An 18,171-nucleotide genomic window follows, 5' to 3' on the forward strand; every position below is an offset into this window, starting at 1 on the left:
AGGTGGCGGAAATGATCCTGCAACTTTTATTTGATCTGCAAGCCCGGCTGCGGACGGGACTGGCGGCGGGCGGCACGATTCTGCTCAGCGACCCGCGGCTGCCGGAATTACAGAAAAAGGTCGGCGTGCTCGCTGCGAAATCCCCGGTGTTCCAGCGGCTTTACAATTTGCTTCAAAGTCTGGCGGACGACACCGAGTTGTTTGCGGACCGGCTGTTGGAAACGCTGTCGCTGTTGGAAGCGATGCTGATCACCCAGGCGGATTGGAAAACGGACGCCGCCGGTGAAGCGATCATTCTGCCGGCGGAAAAAGCCTATACCGACATCCGCTATTCCCAGCTGAAACCGTTAATTCAGGCTTTGACGACAACCGGAAGCGGCCGCTACGAAATTATTGAAAAAACATATCAGCATCATCCTGAACGGTTCGCGGACTACCGCGTGCTGCCGGCGCTGATCGCGGACCTGGACGACGCGTATGGCGAACTGGCTGAGCTTAACGAACAGATTCTGCGCGCCTGCGGGGCGGGGATCGTTCCGTTTTTAAAGGAAGGCTTCGATCCCGCCGGCAAGAAGGCGATGCTGCGGCGGATCCGGCTGATTGTTGATCTGGCGGGAAACCGGGAAAATGCGTTTTACCAGGCGATGGTTCCGCTGGCCCAGCCGGCGATTTTGAAGGAAATCATCCGGGGACTGGCCTGCGATCCGGACAACCTTGATCTTTTGATGCGGATTGCCAATAACGAAAAGGGGAAGCTGAAAGAAACTGCGCTGTACGCCCTGACACGTATCCGCGATCCGAAGGTCGACGCGTTTTTGTTGGAAAAGATTCGTAAAAACAGCCGTTTTCTGCACTATGCCGGCTATACCAACGATCCTGAGATCACCGCGCTCGTCTGCGCCAGCGTGAAGGAACAGCTGCAGTCTGTGCTGGAAGCTCAGGCGCTGCCTACGCTCGATGCGGAAAAGGCGCTGATCGAGTCCTTGAAGCTTCTCGCCTATAAAACCGGTCCGGCCATCACGGAGCTGGTGAGCTGGATTCTCGATCAGGACGCTGCGTTCAGCGCGGTCCGCGATCATCAAAAAAAGCCGTTCCGCACGCATATCCGCTTTGCGCGGGTCAGGCCGTTAGCGTATCTGGTGGCCGGCAGCTGCGAGCGGACGCTGAGTGAAATCGTATTGGAAATCGTGTTCACCAGCTGGCTGGCAGATCAAAACGCCGCGGCCGAAGCGCTGATCAAGACGCTGGTTCAGCGCTGGCCGGACAAAGCCGCCGCGCTGTATGCCCGGATGCGTCTGATTCAGAACTTCGAGCAGGCTTACGGGGAATTGACGGAAGCGTTTGCCGGTCAGCCGCGTTCCTTTTTCAATCAGCTCTGGGCCTGTGTGGAATACGATGAGGCTTTAAAGCAATACGTTTACCGCAGCGCCTTGATCGCCAATCCGCTTCAGGAAGACACGGCGGTCATTCCGTTAGGGAAGACACTTGATCTGCGCTGGATCGACCTGTTAACGGGTCAGCGGAACGTGGAGAAGGGACTGTTTAAGAAAACCACTGTCAAAGTTTACGGCGCGGAGGATCCGTTAGGCAGCAGCGTGCTGGTGCATCTGGCCGATCCGGAAAACGAGCTTCTGAAGCAGAAGCTTTCCGATTATTTTGATCAACGCCGCCAGACGGCAGGGCACTTGTATTTTAAACAAGTTTACGGACTGCCGCTGAAAGAGGAACTGCTTGCCTATTTAAAACACAGCGCTTTCGGTCCGGGGCAGATGGCGATGATGACGCGAGCTTTCTGCCGCCCGCGCGAAGCAGTCCCGGTCTTAAACGAGCTGCAGGACGATTGGAAGAAAAAACGGCCGAACGCCCAGTTGTGGGAGTTCTACGTGCTGGAAAGTGCGATCACGCAATGTGAAGAAAGCGAGGATGAATAATGGAAAATCAGAAATTTCAACGGCTGCCGGCCGAAATCTTGTATCAAACGGAGCTGGATACGTTAATCGCCAACGAACAATACCCGGTTCCGCCCGGCTGGAACATGTCGCCCCGTTCCGTCTTCACCTATATCTGCGGCGGGCGCAGCGGCAAGCTCGAGATCACGCCGAAATACATCGGCAACCCGCGTTTAGTTGAAATCGCGATCGCGACGCTGGTCACCGACCGGGCGCTGCTTTTGATCGGCGAGCCGGGCACGGCGAAGTCGTGGCTAAGCGAGCATCTGTGCGCGGCGATCAACGGCGATTCGACAAAAGTGATCCAGGGCACCGCCGGCACCAGTGAGGAAGCGATCCGCTATTCGTGGAACTACGCGATGCTGATCGCCAAGGGTCCCAGCGAGGAAGCGCTGGTCAAAAGTCCGCTGCTGCACGCGATGGAAAGCGGCAGTCTTGTGCGCTTTGAGGAAATCAGCCGCTGCGCCAGCGAGGTCCAGGACGCGCTGATCTCGATCCTGTCGGAAAAACGGGTGTCGGTGCCGGAGCTGAATCTGGAAATTCCGGCGCAGAAAGGGTTCTCTTTGATCGCTACCGCAAACACCCGCGACAAGGGCGTCAACGAGATGTCGGCAGCTTTAAAACGGCGGTTTAACATCGTTGTGCTGCCGGCGCCGGGCGATTTGAAGACGGAGATGGAGATCGTTACCCAGCGGGTTGGCCAGCTGTCGGGATCGCTGGGCCTGCAGGCGAAAATGCCGGATCAGGACATTGTCGAACAGGTCGTCACGATCTTCCGCGAGCTGCGCGCCGGGGCGACGCTGGACGGTAAGCTGAAAGTGAAAACGACCTCCGGCGTCTTGTCCTCCGCCGAGGCGATTTCGCTCTTGGCGAACAGTATGGCGCTGGCGGCGAGCTTTGGGGATGGAAAAATCCGCGCCGCGGATGTGGCCGCGGGCTTGCAGGGAGCGATCGTCAAGGATGAAGCGAAAGACGGCGTGGCGTGGAAGGACTATCTGGAAAATATTCTGAAGAAGAAAGGCCTGGCCTATTATGAGCTCTATCACGCATGCATGGAGCTGAATAAATAATGGCGGCGGTTTTCGGCGTCCGTCATCTCTCGCCGGCCTGTTCGCTCCATCTGAGTGCGTTTCTTGATCAGCTTCAGCCCCAGGTCGTCCTGATCGAAGGTCCGAGCGACTGCAGCGATTTCATCGAAGCGATCGTCAGCGCGGAACTGACGCCGCCGTTTGCGATCATGGCGTACACTGACACAACGCCGGTCCGCTCGGTTTTATATCCGTTTGCGTGCTATTCGCCAGAGTATGTCGCGATGCAATGGGCGCATGCCCATCAGGTACCGTGTGCGTTTATGGATCTGCCTGCCGCGGCGTTTCTGGTGCAAAACGACACGCCGGACAAACCGCAGGCAAACGATCAGGCGCAGGATCAGGCCATGGATTTGAAGCTGGATGAAGAGGATCGTTGGGAACGGATGTTTGAGCATGAAACGGACGGGGCGAAGTTTGCCGAAGCGCTGGCACTGTTCGCGCATCATCTGCGCCAGCTTCAGCCGCCGGATGCGCTGACGCTGCGCCGTGAGGCGTTTATGCGCGGAGTCATCGATCATTATATTCAAAGCGGAATCGACGCGGAACGAATTGCGGTGATCTGCGGCGCGTACCATGGCGAAGGTCTTGAAACACCGCAGGCTTGCGGACAAGCAGAAAAGCTTCCGGCGCTGTCCGTCCGGCGAACGCTCATGCCGTATTCCTATTTCCGGCTGGCCTCGCTCTCCGGTTATGGTGCCGGCAACAAAGCGCCAGCCTACTATGAACAACTCTGGCAGTATGGACGCAAGGGGCACCCTGATCAGGCGGCCGCGGCTTACTTGTCGCAATTATCGTTTTATCAGCGCAAACATGGCTATCCTTGTTCCACCGCCCAGGTCATCGAAGCGCTGCAGTTGGCGCAGAGTCTGGCCGCGCTGCGGCAGGAAGCGACGCCTTCTTTGCAGGATTTAAAGGATGCCGCGATGGCCTGTATGGGCGAGGGGCGCCCGACAGTTTTAATGGAAGCTTTTGTCGATACGGAAATCGGCACGGCGATCGGAAGTCTTCCCCAGGGTCTGTCGCAGACGGCGATTCAGAATGATTTTTATCAGGCGCTGCGGACGTTGAAGCTGCAGCGCTACAACACGCTGACAGCGAATTTACTGGAACTGGATCTGCGGGAGAAGACCACGGTGAAGACGGAAGCGTCCGCGTTTCTCGATCTGCGCCGGTCGATGTTTCTGCATCGGCTGCGGGTGCTCGGCGTTCCGTTTGGCACGCTGCGGCCAAAAACTCAGGCCCGCGGCGATTGGAAGGAAAGCTGGGATTTGAAGTGGAGCAGTACGGCGGAGATCACGTTGATTGAAGCATCGCTGTCCGGCGACAGCGTCGCTTCCGCCGCTCAGTTTGTGCTGCGTGAACAGCTGGCCCGTGCGCAGCAGCTCAGCGAATGCGCGGCGGTCGTGGAAGAAGCGTTTCTCTGCGGCCTGCAGGAAAGTCTTGACGATGCTTTAAAAGCGGTGCAGGCGCTGGCGATTGATTCCTCGGCCTTGGAGGAGATCGTCAAGACGGCGCGCCGGCTGAGCACGCTGCTGCGGTTTGGTTCGCTGCGGCGAATGGACAGTACGGCGATTGAGCCGTTGTTTCACCAGCTGTTTTACCGCGCGCTGCTGCTCTGTCCGGGCAGCTGCCAGTGCGATGGCAAAGCCGCCCGCGGCGTCATGGAAGCGCTGGGTTCCATCAATGAGCTGTCGATTCTGCACGATCATTACATGGAGGAAACCTGGCTGGACGTCTTAACGGAATTATCCGGCCGCGACGACGTCCATCCGCTGTTAGGCGGCTATGCGGCGGCGATCCGGCTGGAACGGGGGCTGTTGGCGGAAGCAGAGTTGGAGCAGTGGATAAGCTATCGGCTGTCGCCGGGGGTGCCCGCGGAAATCGCGGCGGCCAGCTTTGAGGGCCTGATGCTGCGCAATCATTATGCCCTGATCGCCCGCGCGTATCTGTGGCGGCAGCTCGACGAATACATCGCCAGTCTGTCCGATCCGGATTTCCAGCGTATTCTGCTGGTTTTGCGGCGGGCATTCGGTACGTACAGCGCCGCGGAAAAGCAAGCGGTCGCGCAGAATCTGGGCAGTCTGTGGCAGCTGGATGAAGACAGCGTTGCGGAAGTGCTCAACGACGAGTTAAAACAAGAGGAACAAGATCTTCTGAGCGAACTGGAAGATTTTGATTTTGGTGAATTCTGATGGATACTCAACAAAAATTAACGCGCTGGCGGTTAATCCTCGGCGTTCAAACAGAGTCTGAATTTCAAAAGCTGGATCCCGATTTTAAGCTGGACCGCCGCGGTCTGGCGCTGGATGCCGCACTGGCGGCGGTGTATGGCGGAATCGGGGAAGCCGCGGGCAGCGGAGCCGGCCTGGGCCCCAGCCATCCGCAGATCACAAAGTGGCTGAAGGACATCCGCTCGCTGTTTGATCCGGATCTGGTCAAGGTCATTCAGCAGGATGCGATCGAACGGAAAGGCTGGAAGCAGCTGTTGATGGAGCCGGAGCTGCTGGAACAGCTGGAACCGGATTTGGAAATGGCCAGCGTATTGCTTACGTTAAAAGATCTGATCCCGGCGAAGTCGAAGGATCAGGCGCGCGCCTACATCCGTAAAATTGTCGAGCTGATCAACCGTCAGCTGGCCTCACAGCTGCAGCGGTGCGTGCATGCCGCCCTGGCGAAGCAGGAGCATTCCCCGCTGCCCAGCGCCGCGGCGATTGATTTTCCTTATACCGTGCGCAAAAATCTGAAGCACTATTCGCCTGCGCTGCAGACGATCGTGCCGGAGCGCGTCTATTTCTTTGACCGCAAGCAGAAAAGCAACCGCTGGCATGTGATTCTGGATATTGATCAGAGCGGTTCCATGTCCAGCTCGATCCTCTATTCCTCCGTTACGGCCTGCATTTTGGCGAGCATGAACGCGGTGCGCACGCACGTCGTGGCGTTTGATACGACGATTGTCGATCTCAGCGAGCTGTGCAGCGATCCGGTCGAGCTGCTTTACGGTTTCCAGCTGGGCGGGGGAACCGATATCCATAAATCGGTAAAATATTGCGAGCAGCTGATTGAGGAGCCGAACAAAACAATCTTCTTCTTGATTTCCGATCTGGATGAGGGCGGCAATCACGCCGGACTGCTTCACCGGCTGCAGGCGATGAAGGAAAGCGGTGTGACCGTGATCTGCCTGTTGGCGATTCAGGATGGCGGCAAGCCGTATTACAACCAGGATATGGCCCAGCGCGTGGCCAATCTCGCGATTCCCTGTTTTGCCTGCACACCCCAGCGGCTGCCGGAGCTGCTTCAGGCGGTTTTCCAGAAACAGGATCTGGCCCGGTTCGGCTGATTCGCTTAAAAAGCGGCAAGGTTGGCGACGATCCTTTCCGCTAAGTTGGTGAACAATTTAGTTTTGCGTGAAAGTATAGAAAAAAGCAGGGATTTTGCCCTGCTTTTTTCTATACCGGAGAGTTGATTCCGGCAGCCCTGATTTGAGTTAAGGAGGAAAACTTAGAACTCTTTCAGGTTAGAGAACTTCGTGTTCGGATCGCCATCGTTCTTAGAACGGATGTGCTGCTTTCCGTCACGGCCTGTAAACAGCATCGCGCCCTCGATCTTGCCCTGTTCGATAGCTTCGATCGCCATCTCATAGTCATAGACCTTGCCTGTGTTGGACTTAAATTCACACAGGTTTCCTTCGTTGTTCTTACGAACAGCGACGAAACGTTCTTTGCTGGATTCAGTTTTCTCGTTTTTTCTTGCCATATTTATCGCCTCCTGACATTATTCTGAGCCCGGCCAGCATAAATATACTTGAGGTGATATTGTGAAATTCTGGAAATTTGCGGCTGCGGATTTGTCGACAGTACTGATCGATCAGCCGCCCCATGCCGAATCGGCGTCCCGGATTCTGAGCGGGGGGCTGGGTATCGGCGGCGATCAGCTGGCGGGCGTTGGCGAACAGGCTGAAGAAGGAAGCGTTCTGCTCGATGCGCAGGGCAATGACGGCCCCTCGCTCTTGTCCGCGGTGCTGGCCAAGGCAGTCTGGCAGAAACGCATGCAGAATCAAGCTCAGGGCACGATTCGGACGCCGGACCGCTGGATCAGCTGGTTTATCGAGAAAAATGGAATCGCGCTGTGCCTGCCGCGTCCGCAGGTTACGAAAGACTTCATCGGCTATTATGGTCAGCATGAATGCCGCGGGGAGGGGATTCTGCCCTGGGATCCGCCGGATCATGCGGTGCATCGCTGGCGGCTGATCGACGCGCAGTCCTTTTATCTGGATTCCAGCGTGCCGGTGCAGGGACGAATCTGCAGCAGTGCGGAAGGGGCGCTGTGCGCCTATGCCTGCCTGCGGAAAGACAGACTGCTTTCCGGTCCGGCGTTAGCGTTGTGCGAGGGCGGACGGTTCTGGATCCGGCCGCAGGGGAAGGCGCTGATCCTGACGACGCCGGTTTTTTTCATCGCCGAGGGTTCTCTATTTGAAAATTAACCTGAAGTCCAGTATAATAGGCGTCAGAGGTGATGGAAAATGATCGAAAACGTCAATGACTTCTTATCTGTTGCCTTTCTCGCGCTTCTTTTAATCATTGCGGCGTTTCAGGTCGTCAAGCATTTCAGCTCGCGCCACGCGCGGCGGATTATGGATCTGGAGCGGGATTACTATATCCAGGATTTTGAAGAAGACGAATAGGAATCCGATCATAAAATCAGACTCAAAACGGCAAACGTACAGGAGGTAAACATGCTGATTCAGGAAATTACATCTGCCAATGCGCCGAAAGCGATTGGCCCGTACACCCCGGCGGTGAAGCTGGGCGACTTTGTTTATATGTCCGGCCAGATTCCGGTGGATCCGGCCAGCGGCGAAATCGTCGCGGGCGGCATCCAGGAACAGACTCACCAGGTATTAAAGAATATCGAAGCGCTGTTGGCGGAGATGAATCTGGAAATGCGCCACATCGTCAAGACGACGGTCTTCATGACCGACCTGGGCGAATTCAATGCGATGAACGAGATTTATGCCACGTATTTTGACCGGCCGTATCCAGCCCGTTCCACGGTGCAGGTTGGCGCGCTGCCGAAAGGCGCGAAGGTTGAGATCGAATGCCTGGTCATCGACACGCTCGTCTATGAACGCCAGATGCAGGGCGGCTGCGGAGGCTGCGGCGGGGGCTGCTCCTCGGATGAAGGCGGCTGCTGCGGCGGTGACTGCTGCGGAGAATAACCTAACACAAAAATTGGACTGAGGCTTCTCTATAAGGATTGTTTTGTCTTTGAACAATCAAAAAACAGGGAAATTGCAGCGGAAATTCCGGTTTTTACTCTCGCTTTGCGGGAGTTTTTTTATGTTTTTTTCAAGCGGTAAGAATAAATTGAAAATAGAATGTTAAAACTGCCAGCCGGGTATAAATAGAGCTGACGGGTTTGTATGAATTATGCGAATAAAATAAAAATTTGCCTGCCCAGTGTGTAACAGAAATATTTACGAAGAACGAGAAAAAAACAGGATTTTTTAAATTTTCTGCAATGATTACTAGTGACGGATCACTCACCAAAGCATTAAAAAGGGGAATTTATGAGAGACTTATTACTACTTTACTACGATTCAGCAAACTGCTGCACGATTGCGGTCCATTTCGATGGGACAATCAGCGCACTGCCGGACAAACCGGTAAAATGGCTGCGCCGCTGGTGCGTCGAAGCGGGAAGCAGCCTGGAAGGGCGGCTGGATGGTTACCGTAAGAAAATGGGAATCATCCAGAAACCGGCGCTTTATATCGGCGGCTATCCGCCCCAGATCTTTATTCCGACCGTGTCCATGGAGCGCGATGACTGTCTTTACCTGCGGGCTGACCGCATTCGCAAGATTATGAGCGATGACGGGATCGCCGTGGTTTGTTTTGATACCGGCGTTGTTTACCGGATACCGGTCTGCGCCCGCAGTCTGCGTCAGCAGCGCAACCGCAGCCTGCAATATTTGGAAATGTTGAACGGCCTGCGGTGAATCAGACGATGATGTTTGTCATAGAATGAAACGATGAGGAGGAAATTATGACGAAGATCAATCTGATATTCAACGAAAATCGGAATATTCAAAAAGAACAGTCCCGGCTGGAACGGATGGGGCTGAAGGACGAACTGGCAATCGTCAGCGACGAGCATCTTCTCGCTTCAGCAAAACCAGATCAAGTTTACTACGACAGCCAGCGCAAGTGCGGCTGTTTCTGGTCGGGCATCCTTGATAACGAGGACGAGCTGCGGTCACTGTGGAGCCAATACCGGCCGCAAAGCACAGGCAACAGTGCGAAAATGTTGGCGCAGCTGTATGAAATTTTAAGTGAGAAGTTGTTTGAAAAGCTCGACGGCTGTTTCGTGATCGTGTTTGTCCAGGGTCATCAGCTGCATATTGTGCGCGACCCAATGGGTGTGAAAACGTTGTATTATACGCGCAAGCCGGATGGGGAATGGCTGTTCTCCGATCAGATCAAGGGATTGTTTGCCGAGGGCAGCCGCATGCCGGTCGTCAACCGGGCCGCGCTTCTGGAGCTGTTTGCGTTAGGGCCGTCACATACCGAAGGGCAGACGTTCTATAAGAACATCGCGGAGCTGCCGATGGGGTATGCGCTGCTGATCCGCGACCGCAAGGAAAGCCTGCACGAATACTTTGAACTGAACGTGCACCGGCACAACGAGGATCTGGCGGCGACGGCGGCGCATGTCCGGCAGATGGTCAGCGATTCGCTGAACCGTCAGTGCGCAGCCTCGGACGTGCACGCGGCGTTTCTTTCCGGTGGTTTAGACAGCAGCATTCTGTGCGCGCTGGCGGCAAAGCACGGACCATTAACGACATACTCGCTGGATTATGAGGGCAACGCGCAGTATTTCAAGGGCTATGCGTATCAGACGACGCGCGACAACGAGTATATCGACGCGATGATCGAGCGGTATGCGTTCGATCATCATCCGCTAGTCATCGCCCAGCGCGAATGCGCGGACTTGCTGGAACCGGCGATGATCGGCCGTGATGGTCCCGGCATGGCGGATGTCGATTCCAGCCTGTTGTGGATGTACGGCAAGGTCAGGGAACAGAATGGTTCGGTGCTGACGGGTGAATGCTCGGACGAGCTGTTCGGCGGTTATCCGTGGTTTTACCGCAGCGATCTGGTCAGTCTGAAATCTTTTCCATGGCTGCAGTCGCTGCCGCAGCGTGTGAAGCTGCTGCGCGCGCCGATGAACGAGCTGGACTATGAGGGCGCGATGCGTTCCGCTTACTGGGCGACCGTTCAGCGGGCGCCGAAGGATCCGTTTGACAGCGAACAGGATCAGCGGGCCAAGCTCATGACGTATCTGACTGTGCATTGGTTTATGCAGACGCTGGTGCAGCGCCAGGAAGCGATGGCGGCTCTGACAGGCTTGACCGTGCGGGCGCCGTTCTGCGACGCGAAGCTCTACCAATATCTGTATAACGTGCCGTGGTCAATGAAATTTTATAAAGGTGAAGAGAAGGGACTTTTGCGGCTGGCGTTTGAAGACATCCTGCCGGCCAAGGTCGCGCACCGCAAGAAAAACCCGTATCCGAAGACCTATCATCCGGAATATACCCAGCGTGTCAAGGACCGTCTGCAGGCACTGATCAACGATCCTGAGTGCCGTCTGTGCGAGCTGCTGGAGCCGGCGGGATTGCAGGAATTGATCGACACCGACGGCGGCAGTTTTGCCAAACCGTGGTTCGGTCAGCTGATGATGGGGCCGCAGCTGCTGGCGTATTTTATCCAGCTGGAACTGTGGCTGCGCCGCTACCAGATCCGCATCGAATTCTAAGATTTCAGATTCCTGTCTTTTTGGCTTGAAAGACAAAATAAAGATGATAAAATGAGGAATGGAAAAAAAGAGGAGATTTTATGTCAAACCAAGCCAAAAAGGACTGTAAAACACTGATTGCAGTCATTCTTTCCGCCTTTGTCTACGCGCTGGCGATGAAAGCTTTCGTCGAGACCGGCAATCTGTTCCCGGGCGGCTTCGCCGGCCTGTCCCGCATGTTCAGCATGTCGCTGTCGAAATTCGGCGGGATTACGATTCCGTTCAGCGTCTTCTACTTCCTGCTGAACATTCCGCCGACATTGTTAGTCTACAAATATGTCGGCCACCGCTTCACGATCTTTTCCGTGCTGCAATACTCATTAACCAGCTTGTTTACAGAGTTGCTTCCGACCTTTCCGATCACCAGCGACATGCTTTTGATCGCGGTGTTCGGCGGCATCTTGGGCGGTCTGGCAATCTCAATCGCGCTGCGCGCGGATGCCAGCAGCGGCGGCACCGATTTCATCGCGATCTACGCCTCGACGAAATACAACGCTCCGACCTGGTCCTACGTCATGTATTTCAACGCCGCGATGTTGGTGCTGGCGGGTATCCTGTTTGGATGGGAACAGGCGCTGTATTCAATTATTTATCAGTTCTGCAGCACCCAGGTCGTGCAGACGATGCATCTGCGCTACAAGCTGAATTCCTTGTTTATTATCACGGAGAAGCCGGAAGAAGTCTGCGACGCGGTGTTCCATTACTGCCGTCACGGCATTACCAAGCTGTGGGGCGAAGGGGGCTTCTCGCATACGCCGCGGTGTCTGTTATTCATGACGGTCAACGCGTATCAGGTTCACGGCTTGATCGAAGCGATCCGCCTGGTCGATCCGAAGGTGTTCATCAACGTGTCCAAAACCGATAAAATCATCGGCAACTATTATCAGAAACCGCTGGACTAACCCAGCCTGAGACGTTCTTTCATCAGAACGTCTTTTTTTCCGCTTTTCGACGAAGTTAAACAAGCTTTGCGCTTTTAAGCGGGTATGCTGAGCTTAACGGAAGGGGCGAAGCACATGGACTATCAGGTCAACGATCCTGAACTGCAGCGAAAGCTGGATCTGGCGGAAAATGTCATCCAGCCGAAAACCCGCCAGGAAAGCCGGCTGCAGCGCTACTGGCAAAGCGTGGGGTGGAAGCACGCGGATAAAAAAAACCTGGGACTACCATCATCCCAGGCTGCGGACAGCTGAGGCTGTCCGTTTATCGTTTGCGGAACTCAAGGCCGATTTTGCGCTGGACCTTTTCCAGCTTGCGGCTGGCCAGCCGCTGCGCCTTGACGGCGCCCTCGGCCAGCGTTTCCTCGATCAAGGTCGAATTGATGATCTCGTTGTAGCGAGCCTGAATTTTTTCCAGCTCGGCGCAGACGACGTCTGCCACGGCGCTTTTGAATTCCCCATAGCCTTTGCCCGCGAAGCGTTCGGCAATCGTTTCGATCGCTTCACCTGAGAGCGAAGACATAATCGTCAGCAGGTTGGCGATGCCCGGCTGGTTTTCAGGATCAAAGCGCACGCACGCTTCATTGTCTGTCACGGCCGACATGATTTTCTTGCGGGCCGATTTCAGATCTTCCAGCAGATAGATGCAGCCCTTGTCGCCTTTGTCGGATTTGGACATTTTCTTTGACGGATCGCTGAGCGACATGATCCGCGCCCCCACCTTTGGAACAACCGGCTCCGGAATCCGGAACGTTTCGCCATAGCGGTTGTTGAAGCGGTTGGCGATGTCGCGGGTCAGCTCGACATGCTGCTTCTGATCCTCGCCGACAGGAACATAATCCGCGTCATAGATCAGAATATCGGCCGCCATTAAGCACGGATAGGTGTACAGGCCGACCGTCAGGTTTGTTTCGCCTTTTGCGACCTTATCCTTATACTGCGTCATCCGGTTCAGCTCGCCCTGATAGCTGTTGCAGTTCATAATAAAGCCCAGCTGCGCATGCTCCTTGACGTCCGACTGTAAGAAAATCGTTGCCCGCTGCGGATCCAGACCGCACGCCAGATACAATGCGACGGCGTCCTTCAGATTCTTTTTCAGCTCTTTGGGATCCTGATAAACCGTGATGCAGTGCAGGTTGGCGATGAACACAAGCATTTCGTATTCATCCTGATACTTGACGAAATTGCGCAGGGCGCCGATATAGTTGCCCAGCGTCAGCTGTCCGCTCGGCTTGATTCCGCTGAGCATGACTTTTCTTTTTTCAGTGTTTTCCATCATTTCTCCTCCTAAAATAAAAAACGCCCCGATCACCGGGACGCTTCCGCGTGGTACCACCCAGCTTGTTTTCCAGACGCCTGAAAAACCGCTCATGCAGGATAACGGCCTGTTCCGTTGGAAAACTGACGCTTTCCAAGGCTCCAAAAACCCAATTCACGAAAGATTTCTGCGGATGAGTCGCACCGTTCCTCATCTCTCTGGATGTCACAAAATCCCGCTACTGCTTTTTCTTCGTTGCTTTTCTTAATTTAAGCACAAACCGGTCGAACATGCAAGCCGGATCGGACTGGATCTTGTCAATCCGAGACGCAGCAGCGAACTGCAGGTCATAAAAAATCATGAAATTCATCCGAGAATCGGCAGGGCCGGATTGAATTTCCGGCTGTTTCATTGTATGATAAAAGCTCAAAAGAACTCACAACGGCGTTGAGCTTGATTTCAGCCCGGCTGTGCGCAATAGAAATGGCGGTGCAATTTATGATCGTAGTGTATACTTCACCCGGCTGTGCTTCCTGCCGAAAGGTCAAACAATGGCTGAAAGAGCGGAATCTGCCGTATATAGAAAAGAACATTTTTACGACGCTGCTCAACGAAACGGAGATCCGGCATTTGTTGATGCGCAGTGAAAACGGCTCGGAGGATATCATCTCCAAGCGCTCAAAAATCATCCAGCAGAACGCGATCGACCTGGACGACATGACGATCAGCGAGCTGGTGCATTTCATCCAGGAAAATCCATCCGTGCTGAAACGGCCGATCATCCTGAATGAACGGAACTTCCAGGTCGGCTACGACGAGGAGGAGATCGACGCGTTCGTCCCGCAGCAGCTGCGCTCTCTGGCCCGGCTGTCCTGCAACGCCAGCTGTCCGAATTACGCCGGCTGCGGCAAGATCCGGGAAGAAGCCTGACAAGCATCTGCGGATGCTTGTTTTTTTCCTCAAATTCAAAAGAAACAAAGGGAGGATGAATGATGAAAATCTTAGTCGGTTTGTCCGGCGGCGTCGATTCCGCCGTCGCGGCGTATCTTTTAAAACAACAAGGGCTGGACGTAACCTGCGCGTTTATGCGCAACTGGGATTCGATGGCCAACAATGATTTCTTAGGCAATCCGAATGCGGACGACGACGTATGCCCGCAGGAAAAGGACTGGATGGACGCTAAAAGCGTCGCCGACAGTCTGGGATTAGAACTGCTGCGCGTGGATTTTGTCAAGGAGTATTGGGATAACGTTTTCTCTAACTTCCTGCAGGAATACAAGAAGGGCCGGACGCCGAATCCCGATATTTTGTGCAACAAATACATCAAGTTTTCCAGCTTTCTCGATTTCGCCCGCAGCCGCGGCTTCGATACGCTGGCGACCGGCCATTATGCGCGTGTGCGGCATGAAGCAGACTTCAGCGGTTTATACAAGGCGCACGACCTGAATAAGGATCAGAGCTATTTCCTTTGCCAGGTTGCGTCCGATGCGCTGCGGCATACGTTGTTTCCGTTAGGCGAGATTGAAAAGCCGGAAGTGCGGCGGATCGCGAAGGAACTGCGGCTGTCGATCGCGGAGAAAAAGGATTCGACCGGAATCTGTTTTATCGGCGAGCGCAACTTCCGGGAATTTCTGAAGAACTACCTGCCGGCCAAATCCGGCAAGATCGTCGATGTGATCAGCCGCCGGGTCTTAGGCGACCATGAGGGCGTGCTGTATTACACGATCGGTCAGCGCAAAGGCCTGGGGATCGGCGGCGAGGGCGGACCGTGGTTTGTCGTCGGCAAGGACGTCGTCCATAACGAGCTGCTGGTGGCCAGCGGCGAAAGCAACGACTGGCTCTTAAGCGATACCTGTCTGGTCAGCGGCGTCAACTGGCTGGCCAGGACAAAACCGCAGGGCGCGCTGTCCTGCTGCGCGAAGTTCCGCTATCGTCAGAAGGATAATCCGGTGACGCTGGAATTCCTCGATGAAACGACTGTCAGACTGACCTATCCCCAACAGGTCGCTTCGGTGACCCCGGGGCAGCAGGCGGTCTTCTATCTGGGCGAGCAGTGTTTGGGCGGGGGCGTGATCGAGGAAGTCTGGCATCGCGGACAATCGCTGACGGACCGGATCCGCAGCTTTGAGCCATGAACCGAGTCAGGCTGTCAAAGCGCCGGGTGCAGGTCATCCTGTTCAATTATTTCGCGGGCTACCTGTTTCTTTATCCCCTGTTGATCGGGGTGCTTCTCCGGCTGTTTGCGCCCTTAGGGATCCCCAATCTTGACCGGATGTTGGAAAATCTGGTCTATATTCTGGTTTTTACGGTGACGGTCGGCGCGGCCTGGCCGCTGTTAAAGGAACATCTTGAGCGTTTTCGGCAAAACCGGCGGACGATTGTCAAATCGACGCTGACGCGCTATGTTCAGATGTGGCTGGTGATGTATGGGATGAATCTGGCGATCATTCTGATCACCGGAATGTCAAGCAGCCAGAATCAGGATACCGTCGTCCAGCAGCTGAGCCAGTCGCCGCTGCAGATCATTCTGGTCACCTGTCTATTTGCGCCGGTTGTCGAGGAAACCGTCTTCCGCGGGGCCGTCTTTACGCCGCTGCGCCAGCGGGGCAGCTTTCGCACCGCTGCGCTGGTCAGCGGATTTCTGTTTGGTCTTCTGCATGTGTTCACGTCGCTGCTGAGCGGCAATCTCAGCGACGGGATCTTTATTCTCGTTTACGGCACGATGGGCTATCTGTTATGCGCGGCCGAGGAAGAAAATCAGACGATCGTCAGTCCGCTGCTGATGCACGGGCTGAACAATCTGATCAGCGTGATGCTGATCCTGCTGTGAGAAAGGAATGAGGGAAATGAGTGAGGAACGCGACGTCATCCGCGGCAAACTGAAGCAGATCGTCTTCCGCAACGACGACAACGGCTACACTGTCGCTCGTTTTATCGTTGATGATCTGCAGCAGCGGCAGGTGACGATCACCGGATATCTGCCGGTGTTCAGCGAGGATGCGCTGATGGAGTTAAGCGGCAGCTATGTCGATCATCCCCGCTATGGAATGCAGTTTCAGGTCGAGACCTTCCACCGCGTCATGCCGGACGACGAGGATTCCCTGATTCGTTTTCTGTCCGGTCCGTTATTTGAGGGCATCGGCAAAAAATATGCCGAAACGATTGTGGCGGCCCTTGGCAAAGACGCGATTCATCGGATTAAAAACGACCCCACCGTGCTGGACAGCGTGCCGAAAATGACAAGCAAGCGCCGGACAGCGATTCTGGAAGGGTTAAAAGAAAGCGACGACGATCTGGAAAATCTGATCCAGTTCTTTGTCGCTCATGGTCTGGGGATGCGCAACGTCATGAAGCTGGAGCGGATCTACGGTAAGGAAGCGGTTGAGAAAATCCAGGAAAATCCGTACCGGATGGTCGACGAGGTCGACGGCATCGGGTTTGCGACGGCGGACAAAGTCGCGATGTCGCTGGGCTTTGAGCTGGAGGATCCGCGCCGGCTGGAAGCGGCGATGGTGGCGCTGGTCGATCAGATGAACATGCAAAGCGGCGATACGTATGTCAGCCGCGAAGGGCTGGCGCATCAGATGAAACGCCAGTGCGCCGGTCTGACCTATGATTTTGACGAACTGCTGGAATCGCTGCTTTTACAACGACGGTTAGTGGAAGAAGAAGGGCGGATCTATCATGTCGATCAATATGACGCGGAGGTCCAGATCGCGCAGTTTCTGACGCTGTTTCCGTTTGAAGAACTGGAACCGGTCGATCCCCAAACGCTGCAGCTTGAGCTGGACGCGCTGCAGGAAAAGCTGGCGATCACCTACGATCAGGCGCAGCTGGACGCGATCCACACGTTTTTTGAACATGACGCGATGATCCTGACCGGCGGCCCGGGAACGGGCAAGACAACCGTTGTGCGGGCGTTGACCGCGTTGTTTAAAAAACTGTATCCGTACCAGCGGATCGCCTGCTGCGCCCCGACCGGACGGGCGGCGAAGCGGCTGGCTGAGCTGACGGAAACCGATACGTTTACGATCCACAGTTTGTTGGGCTGGGATCTGGAATCGAATACGTTTACCAAGACGGAACAGGATCCGCTGATCGTCGATCTGTTGATCATCGACGAATTTTCCATGGTCGACAGCTGGCTGTTCGCGGCGCTGTGCAAGGCCTCGGTGCATGTCAAGAAGCTGTGCATCATCGGCGACGAGGATCAGCTGCCTTCGGTCCGCTGCGGCTGCGTCTTGAAGGATTTAATCACCTCCGAGCTGTTTCCGTTAGTCCGGCTGGAACGGATCTTCCGCCAGAGCGAGGGCAGCGACGTGATCACGCTGGCGCATCAGATTCGTCAGGGCCAGACGGAGGAGCTGGACTGTCATGGCGACGTGGCGTTTTTCCCGGTCGGACTTTACGAGATCAAGGACCAGGTCATCAACGTCGTTCAGTCGGCGCTCAACAAGGGCTACGATATCCAGGACATTCAGGTGCTCGCCAGCAAATACAACGGACCGGCCGGAATCGACCGGCTGAATGCCGCTTTGCAGCAATGCCTGAATCCGCCGGAGCAGGGCAAGCGCGAATGGAAGGCGGGCTACCGTACCTTCCGCGAGGGCGACAAAATTTTACAATTGAAAAACCAGCCGGATGACGACGTCTACAACGGCGATATCGGCATGCTTGTGGAAATCGTTTACGCCAATGAGGACGAAGCCGGCAAAAACCGGCTGATCGTCGACTTCGAAGGAATTCTCGTTGAATACACCTCGGATAACCTGCTCAACATTTCGCACGCCTACTGCATTTCCGTGCATAAATCCCAGGGCAGCGAATATCCGATCGTCATCATGCCGGTCGTGCGTGATTACGGGATCATGCTTCAGCGGCGGCTGATCTATACCGGCGTCACCCGCGCTAAAAAATCGCTGGTCCTTTTAGGCGAAAAGGACGCGTTAATCCGCGGGATTGCCAGCCAGGAACACCATTTGCGCTCAACGACGCTTACCCGGCGGATCGCGGCGATGCTGAATCCGGAATTTTAAGCATAAGTTTATCCGCTTGCGGACATACTAACACCAAAAGGAGTGGAA

General features: G+C 55.1%; 17 protein-coding genes and 1 other annotated feature. Of the genes, 15 read left to right on the forward strand and 2 right to left on the reverse strand.

Features of this window, described 5'->3' with window-relative positions:
* The first annotated feature begins 11 nt into the window (after positions 1–11).
* Genes I2D94_RS11265 through I2D94_RS11280 form a run of 4 tightly spaced genes read left to right on the forward strand, consistent with a single transcriptional unit; the run spans position 12 to position 6,377 of the window.
* Positions 12–1,931 (forward strand): hypothetical protein, encoded by a 1,920-nt coding sequence (locus tag I2D94_RS11265; protein WP_195396963.1) that lies wholly within the window; start codon positions 12–14, stop codon positions 1,929–1,931.
* Complete coding sequence (locus I2D94_RS11270; RefSeq protein WP_195396964.1) at positions 1,931–3,019, forward strand: AAA family ATPase; 1,089 nt, start codon at positions 1,931–1,933, stop codon at positions 3,017–3,019. Before I2D94_RS11265 ends, I2D94_RS11270 begins: the two co-directional genes overlap by 1 nt.
* Entirely contained in the window at positions 3,019–5,232 is a 2,214-nt protein-coding gene (locus tag I2D94_RS11275) for a DUF5682 family protein (RefSeq protein WP_195396966.1), read from the forward strand. The genes I2D94_RS11270 and I2D94_RS11275 overlap by 1 nt, the downstream gene beginning before the upstream one ends.
* On the forward strand, positions 5,232–6,377 hold the full coding sequence (locus I2D94_RS11280) for a VWA domain-containing protein (RefSeq protein ID WP_195396967.1): 1,146 nt from the start codon (positions 5,232–5,234) through the stop codon (positions 6,375–6,377). Before I2D94_RS11275 ends, I2D94_RS11280 begins: the two co-directional genes overlap by 1 nt.
* A 161-nt stretch (positions 6,378–6,538) precedes the next feature.
* On the opposite strand, the gene I2D94_RS11285 is transcribed toward I2D94_RS11280, so the two are convergent.
* Complete coding sequence (locus I2D94_RS11285; RefSeq protein ID WP_006060663.1) at positions 6,539–6,793, reverse strand: DUF3892 domain-containing protein; 255 nt, start codon at positions 6,791–6,793, stop codon at positions 6,539–6,541.
* A gap of 61 nt (positions 6,794–6,854) precedes the next feature.
* Between I2D94_RS11285 and I2D94_RS11290 the strand changes: the two genes are divergently transcribed.
* The 7 genes from I2D94_RS11290 (at position 6,855) to I2D94_RS11320 (ending at position 12,084) form a co-directional block, all read left to right on the forward strand.
* Positions 6,855–7,520 carry a hypothetical protein gene (locus I2D94_RS11290; RefSeq protein WP_195396968.1) on the forward strand — a complete coding sequence of 222 codons (666 nt, stop codon included), beginning with the start codon at positions 6,855–6,857 and terminating at the stop codon, positions 7,518–7,520.
* A gap of 39 nt (positions 7,521–7,559) precedes the next feature.
* Entirely contained in the window at positions 7,560–7,721 is a 162-nt protein-coding gene (locus I2D94_RS11295; RefSeq protein ID WP_159432785.1) for a hypothetical protein, read from the forward strand.
* A gap of 51 nt (positions 7,722–7,772) precedes the next feature.
* A complete protein-coding gene (locus I2D94_RS11300; protein ID WP_006060666.1) occupies positions 7,773–8,255 on the forward strand; it encodes a RidA family protein in 483 nt (160 codons plus the stop codon).
* A gap of 351 nt (positions 8,256–8,606) precedes the next feature.
* Positions 8,607–9,035, forward strand: coding sequence for a competence protein ComK (locus tag I2D94_RS11305; protein ID WP_072684476.1), 429 nt, complete (start codon positions 8,607–8,609; stop codon positions 9,033–9,035).
* A gap of 47 nt (positions 9,036–9,082) precedes the next feature.
* A complete protein-coding gene (locus I2D94_RS11310) occupies positions 9,083–10,852 on the forward strand; it encodes an asparagine synthetase B (protein ID WP_195396969.1) in 1,770 nt (589 codons plus the stop codon).
* Positions 10,853–10,932: 80 nt separating this feature from the next.
* A complete protein-coding gene (locus I2D94_RS11315; RefSeq protein WP_195396970.1) occupies positions 10,933–11,793 on the forward strand; it encodes a YitT family protein in 861 nt (286 codons plus the stop codon).
* Positions 11,794–11,907: 114 nt separating this feature from the next.
* On the forward strand, positions 11,908–12,084 hold the full coding sequence (locus I2D94_RS11320) for a hypothetical protein (RefSeq protein WP_195396972.1): 177 nt from the start codon (positions 11,908–11,910) through the stop codon (positions 12,082–12,084).
* 10 nt (positions 12,085–12,094) lie between these two features.
* On the opposite strand, the gene trpS is transcribed toward I2D94_RS11320, so the two are convergent.
* Positions 12,095–13,108 carry a tryptophan--tRNA ligase gene (gene trpS, locus I2D94_RS11325; RefSeq protein ID WP_229056856.1) on the reverse strand — a complete coding sequence of 338 codons (1,014 nt, stop codon included), beginning with the start codon at positions 13,106–13,108 and terminating at the stop codon, positions 12,095–12,097.
* A 30-nt stretch (positions 13,109–13,138) separates the two neighbouring features.
* Positions 13,139–13,352, reverse strand: a binding site (T-box leader).
* A 233-nt stretch (positions 13,353–13,585) separates the two neighbouring features.
* Here trpS and I2D94_RS11330 point away from each other — a divergent pair.
* From I2D94_RS11330 to I2D94_RS11345, 4 genes are read left to right on the forward strand one after another with little or no spacing between them, the layout of a single operon-like run.
* Complete coding sequence (locus I2D94_RS11330; RefSeq protein ID WP_039865115.1) at positions 13,586–14,017, forward strand: Spx/MgsR family RNA polymerase-binding regulatory protein; 432 nt, start codon at positions 13,586–13,588, stop codon at positions 14,015–14,017.
* Between the two features lie 59 nt (positions 14,018–14,076).
* A complete protein-coding gene (gene mnmA, locus I2D94_RS11335; RefSeq protein WP_072684473.1) occupies positions 14,077–15,222 on the forward strand; it encodes a tRNA 2-thiouridine(34) synthase MnmA in 1,146 nt (381 codons plus the stop codon).
* Positions 15,219–15,917 (forward strand): CPBP family intramembrane glutamic endopeptidase, encoded by a 699-nt coding sequence (locus I2D94_RS11340; protein ID WP_195396973.1) that lies wholly within the window; start codon positions 15,219–15,221, stop codon positions 15,915–15,917. The genes mnmA and I2D94_RS11340 overlap by 4 nt, the downstream gene beginning before the upstream one ends.
* Positions 15,918–15,933: 16 nt before the next feature.
* On the forward strand, positions 15,934–18,123 hold the full coding sequence (locus I2D94_RS11345) for an ATP-dependent RecD-like DNA helicase (protein WP_229056857.1): 2,190 nt from the start codon (positions 15,934–15,936) through the stop codon (positions 18,121–18,123).
* The last annotated feature ends 48 nt before the right edge of the window (positions 18,124–18,171 follow it).

This window comes from Holdemania sp. 1001302B_160321_E10, assembly GCF_015552275.1.
Lineage (GTDB): Bacteria > Bacillota_I > Bacilli_A > Erysipelotrichales > Erysipelotrichaceae > Holdemania.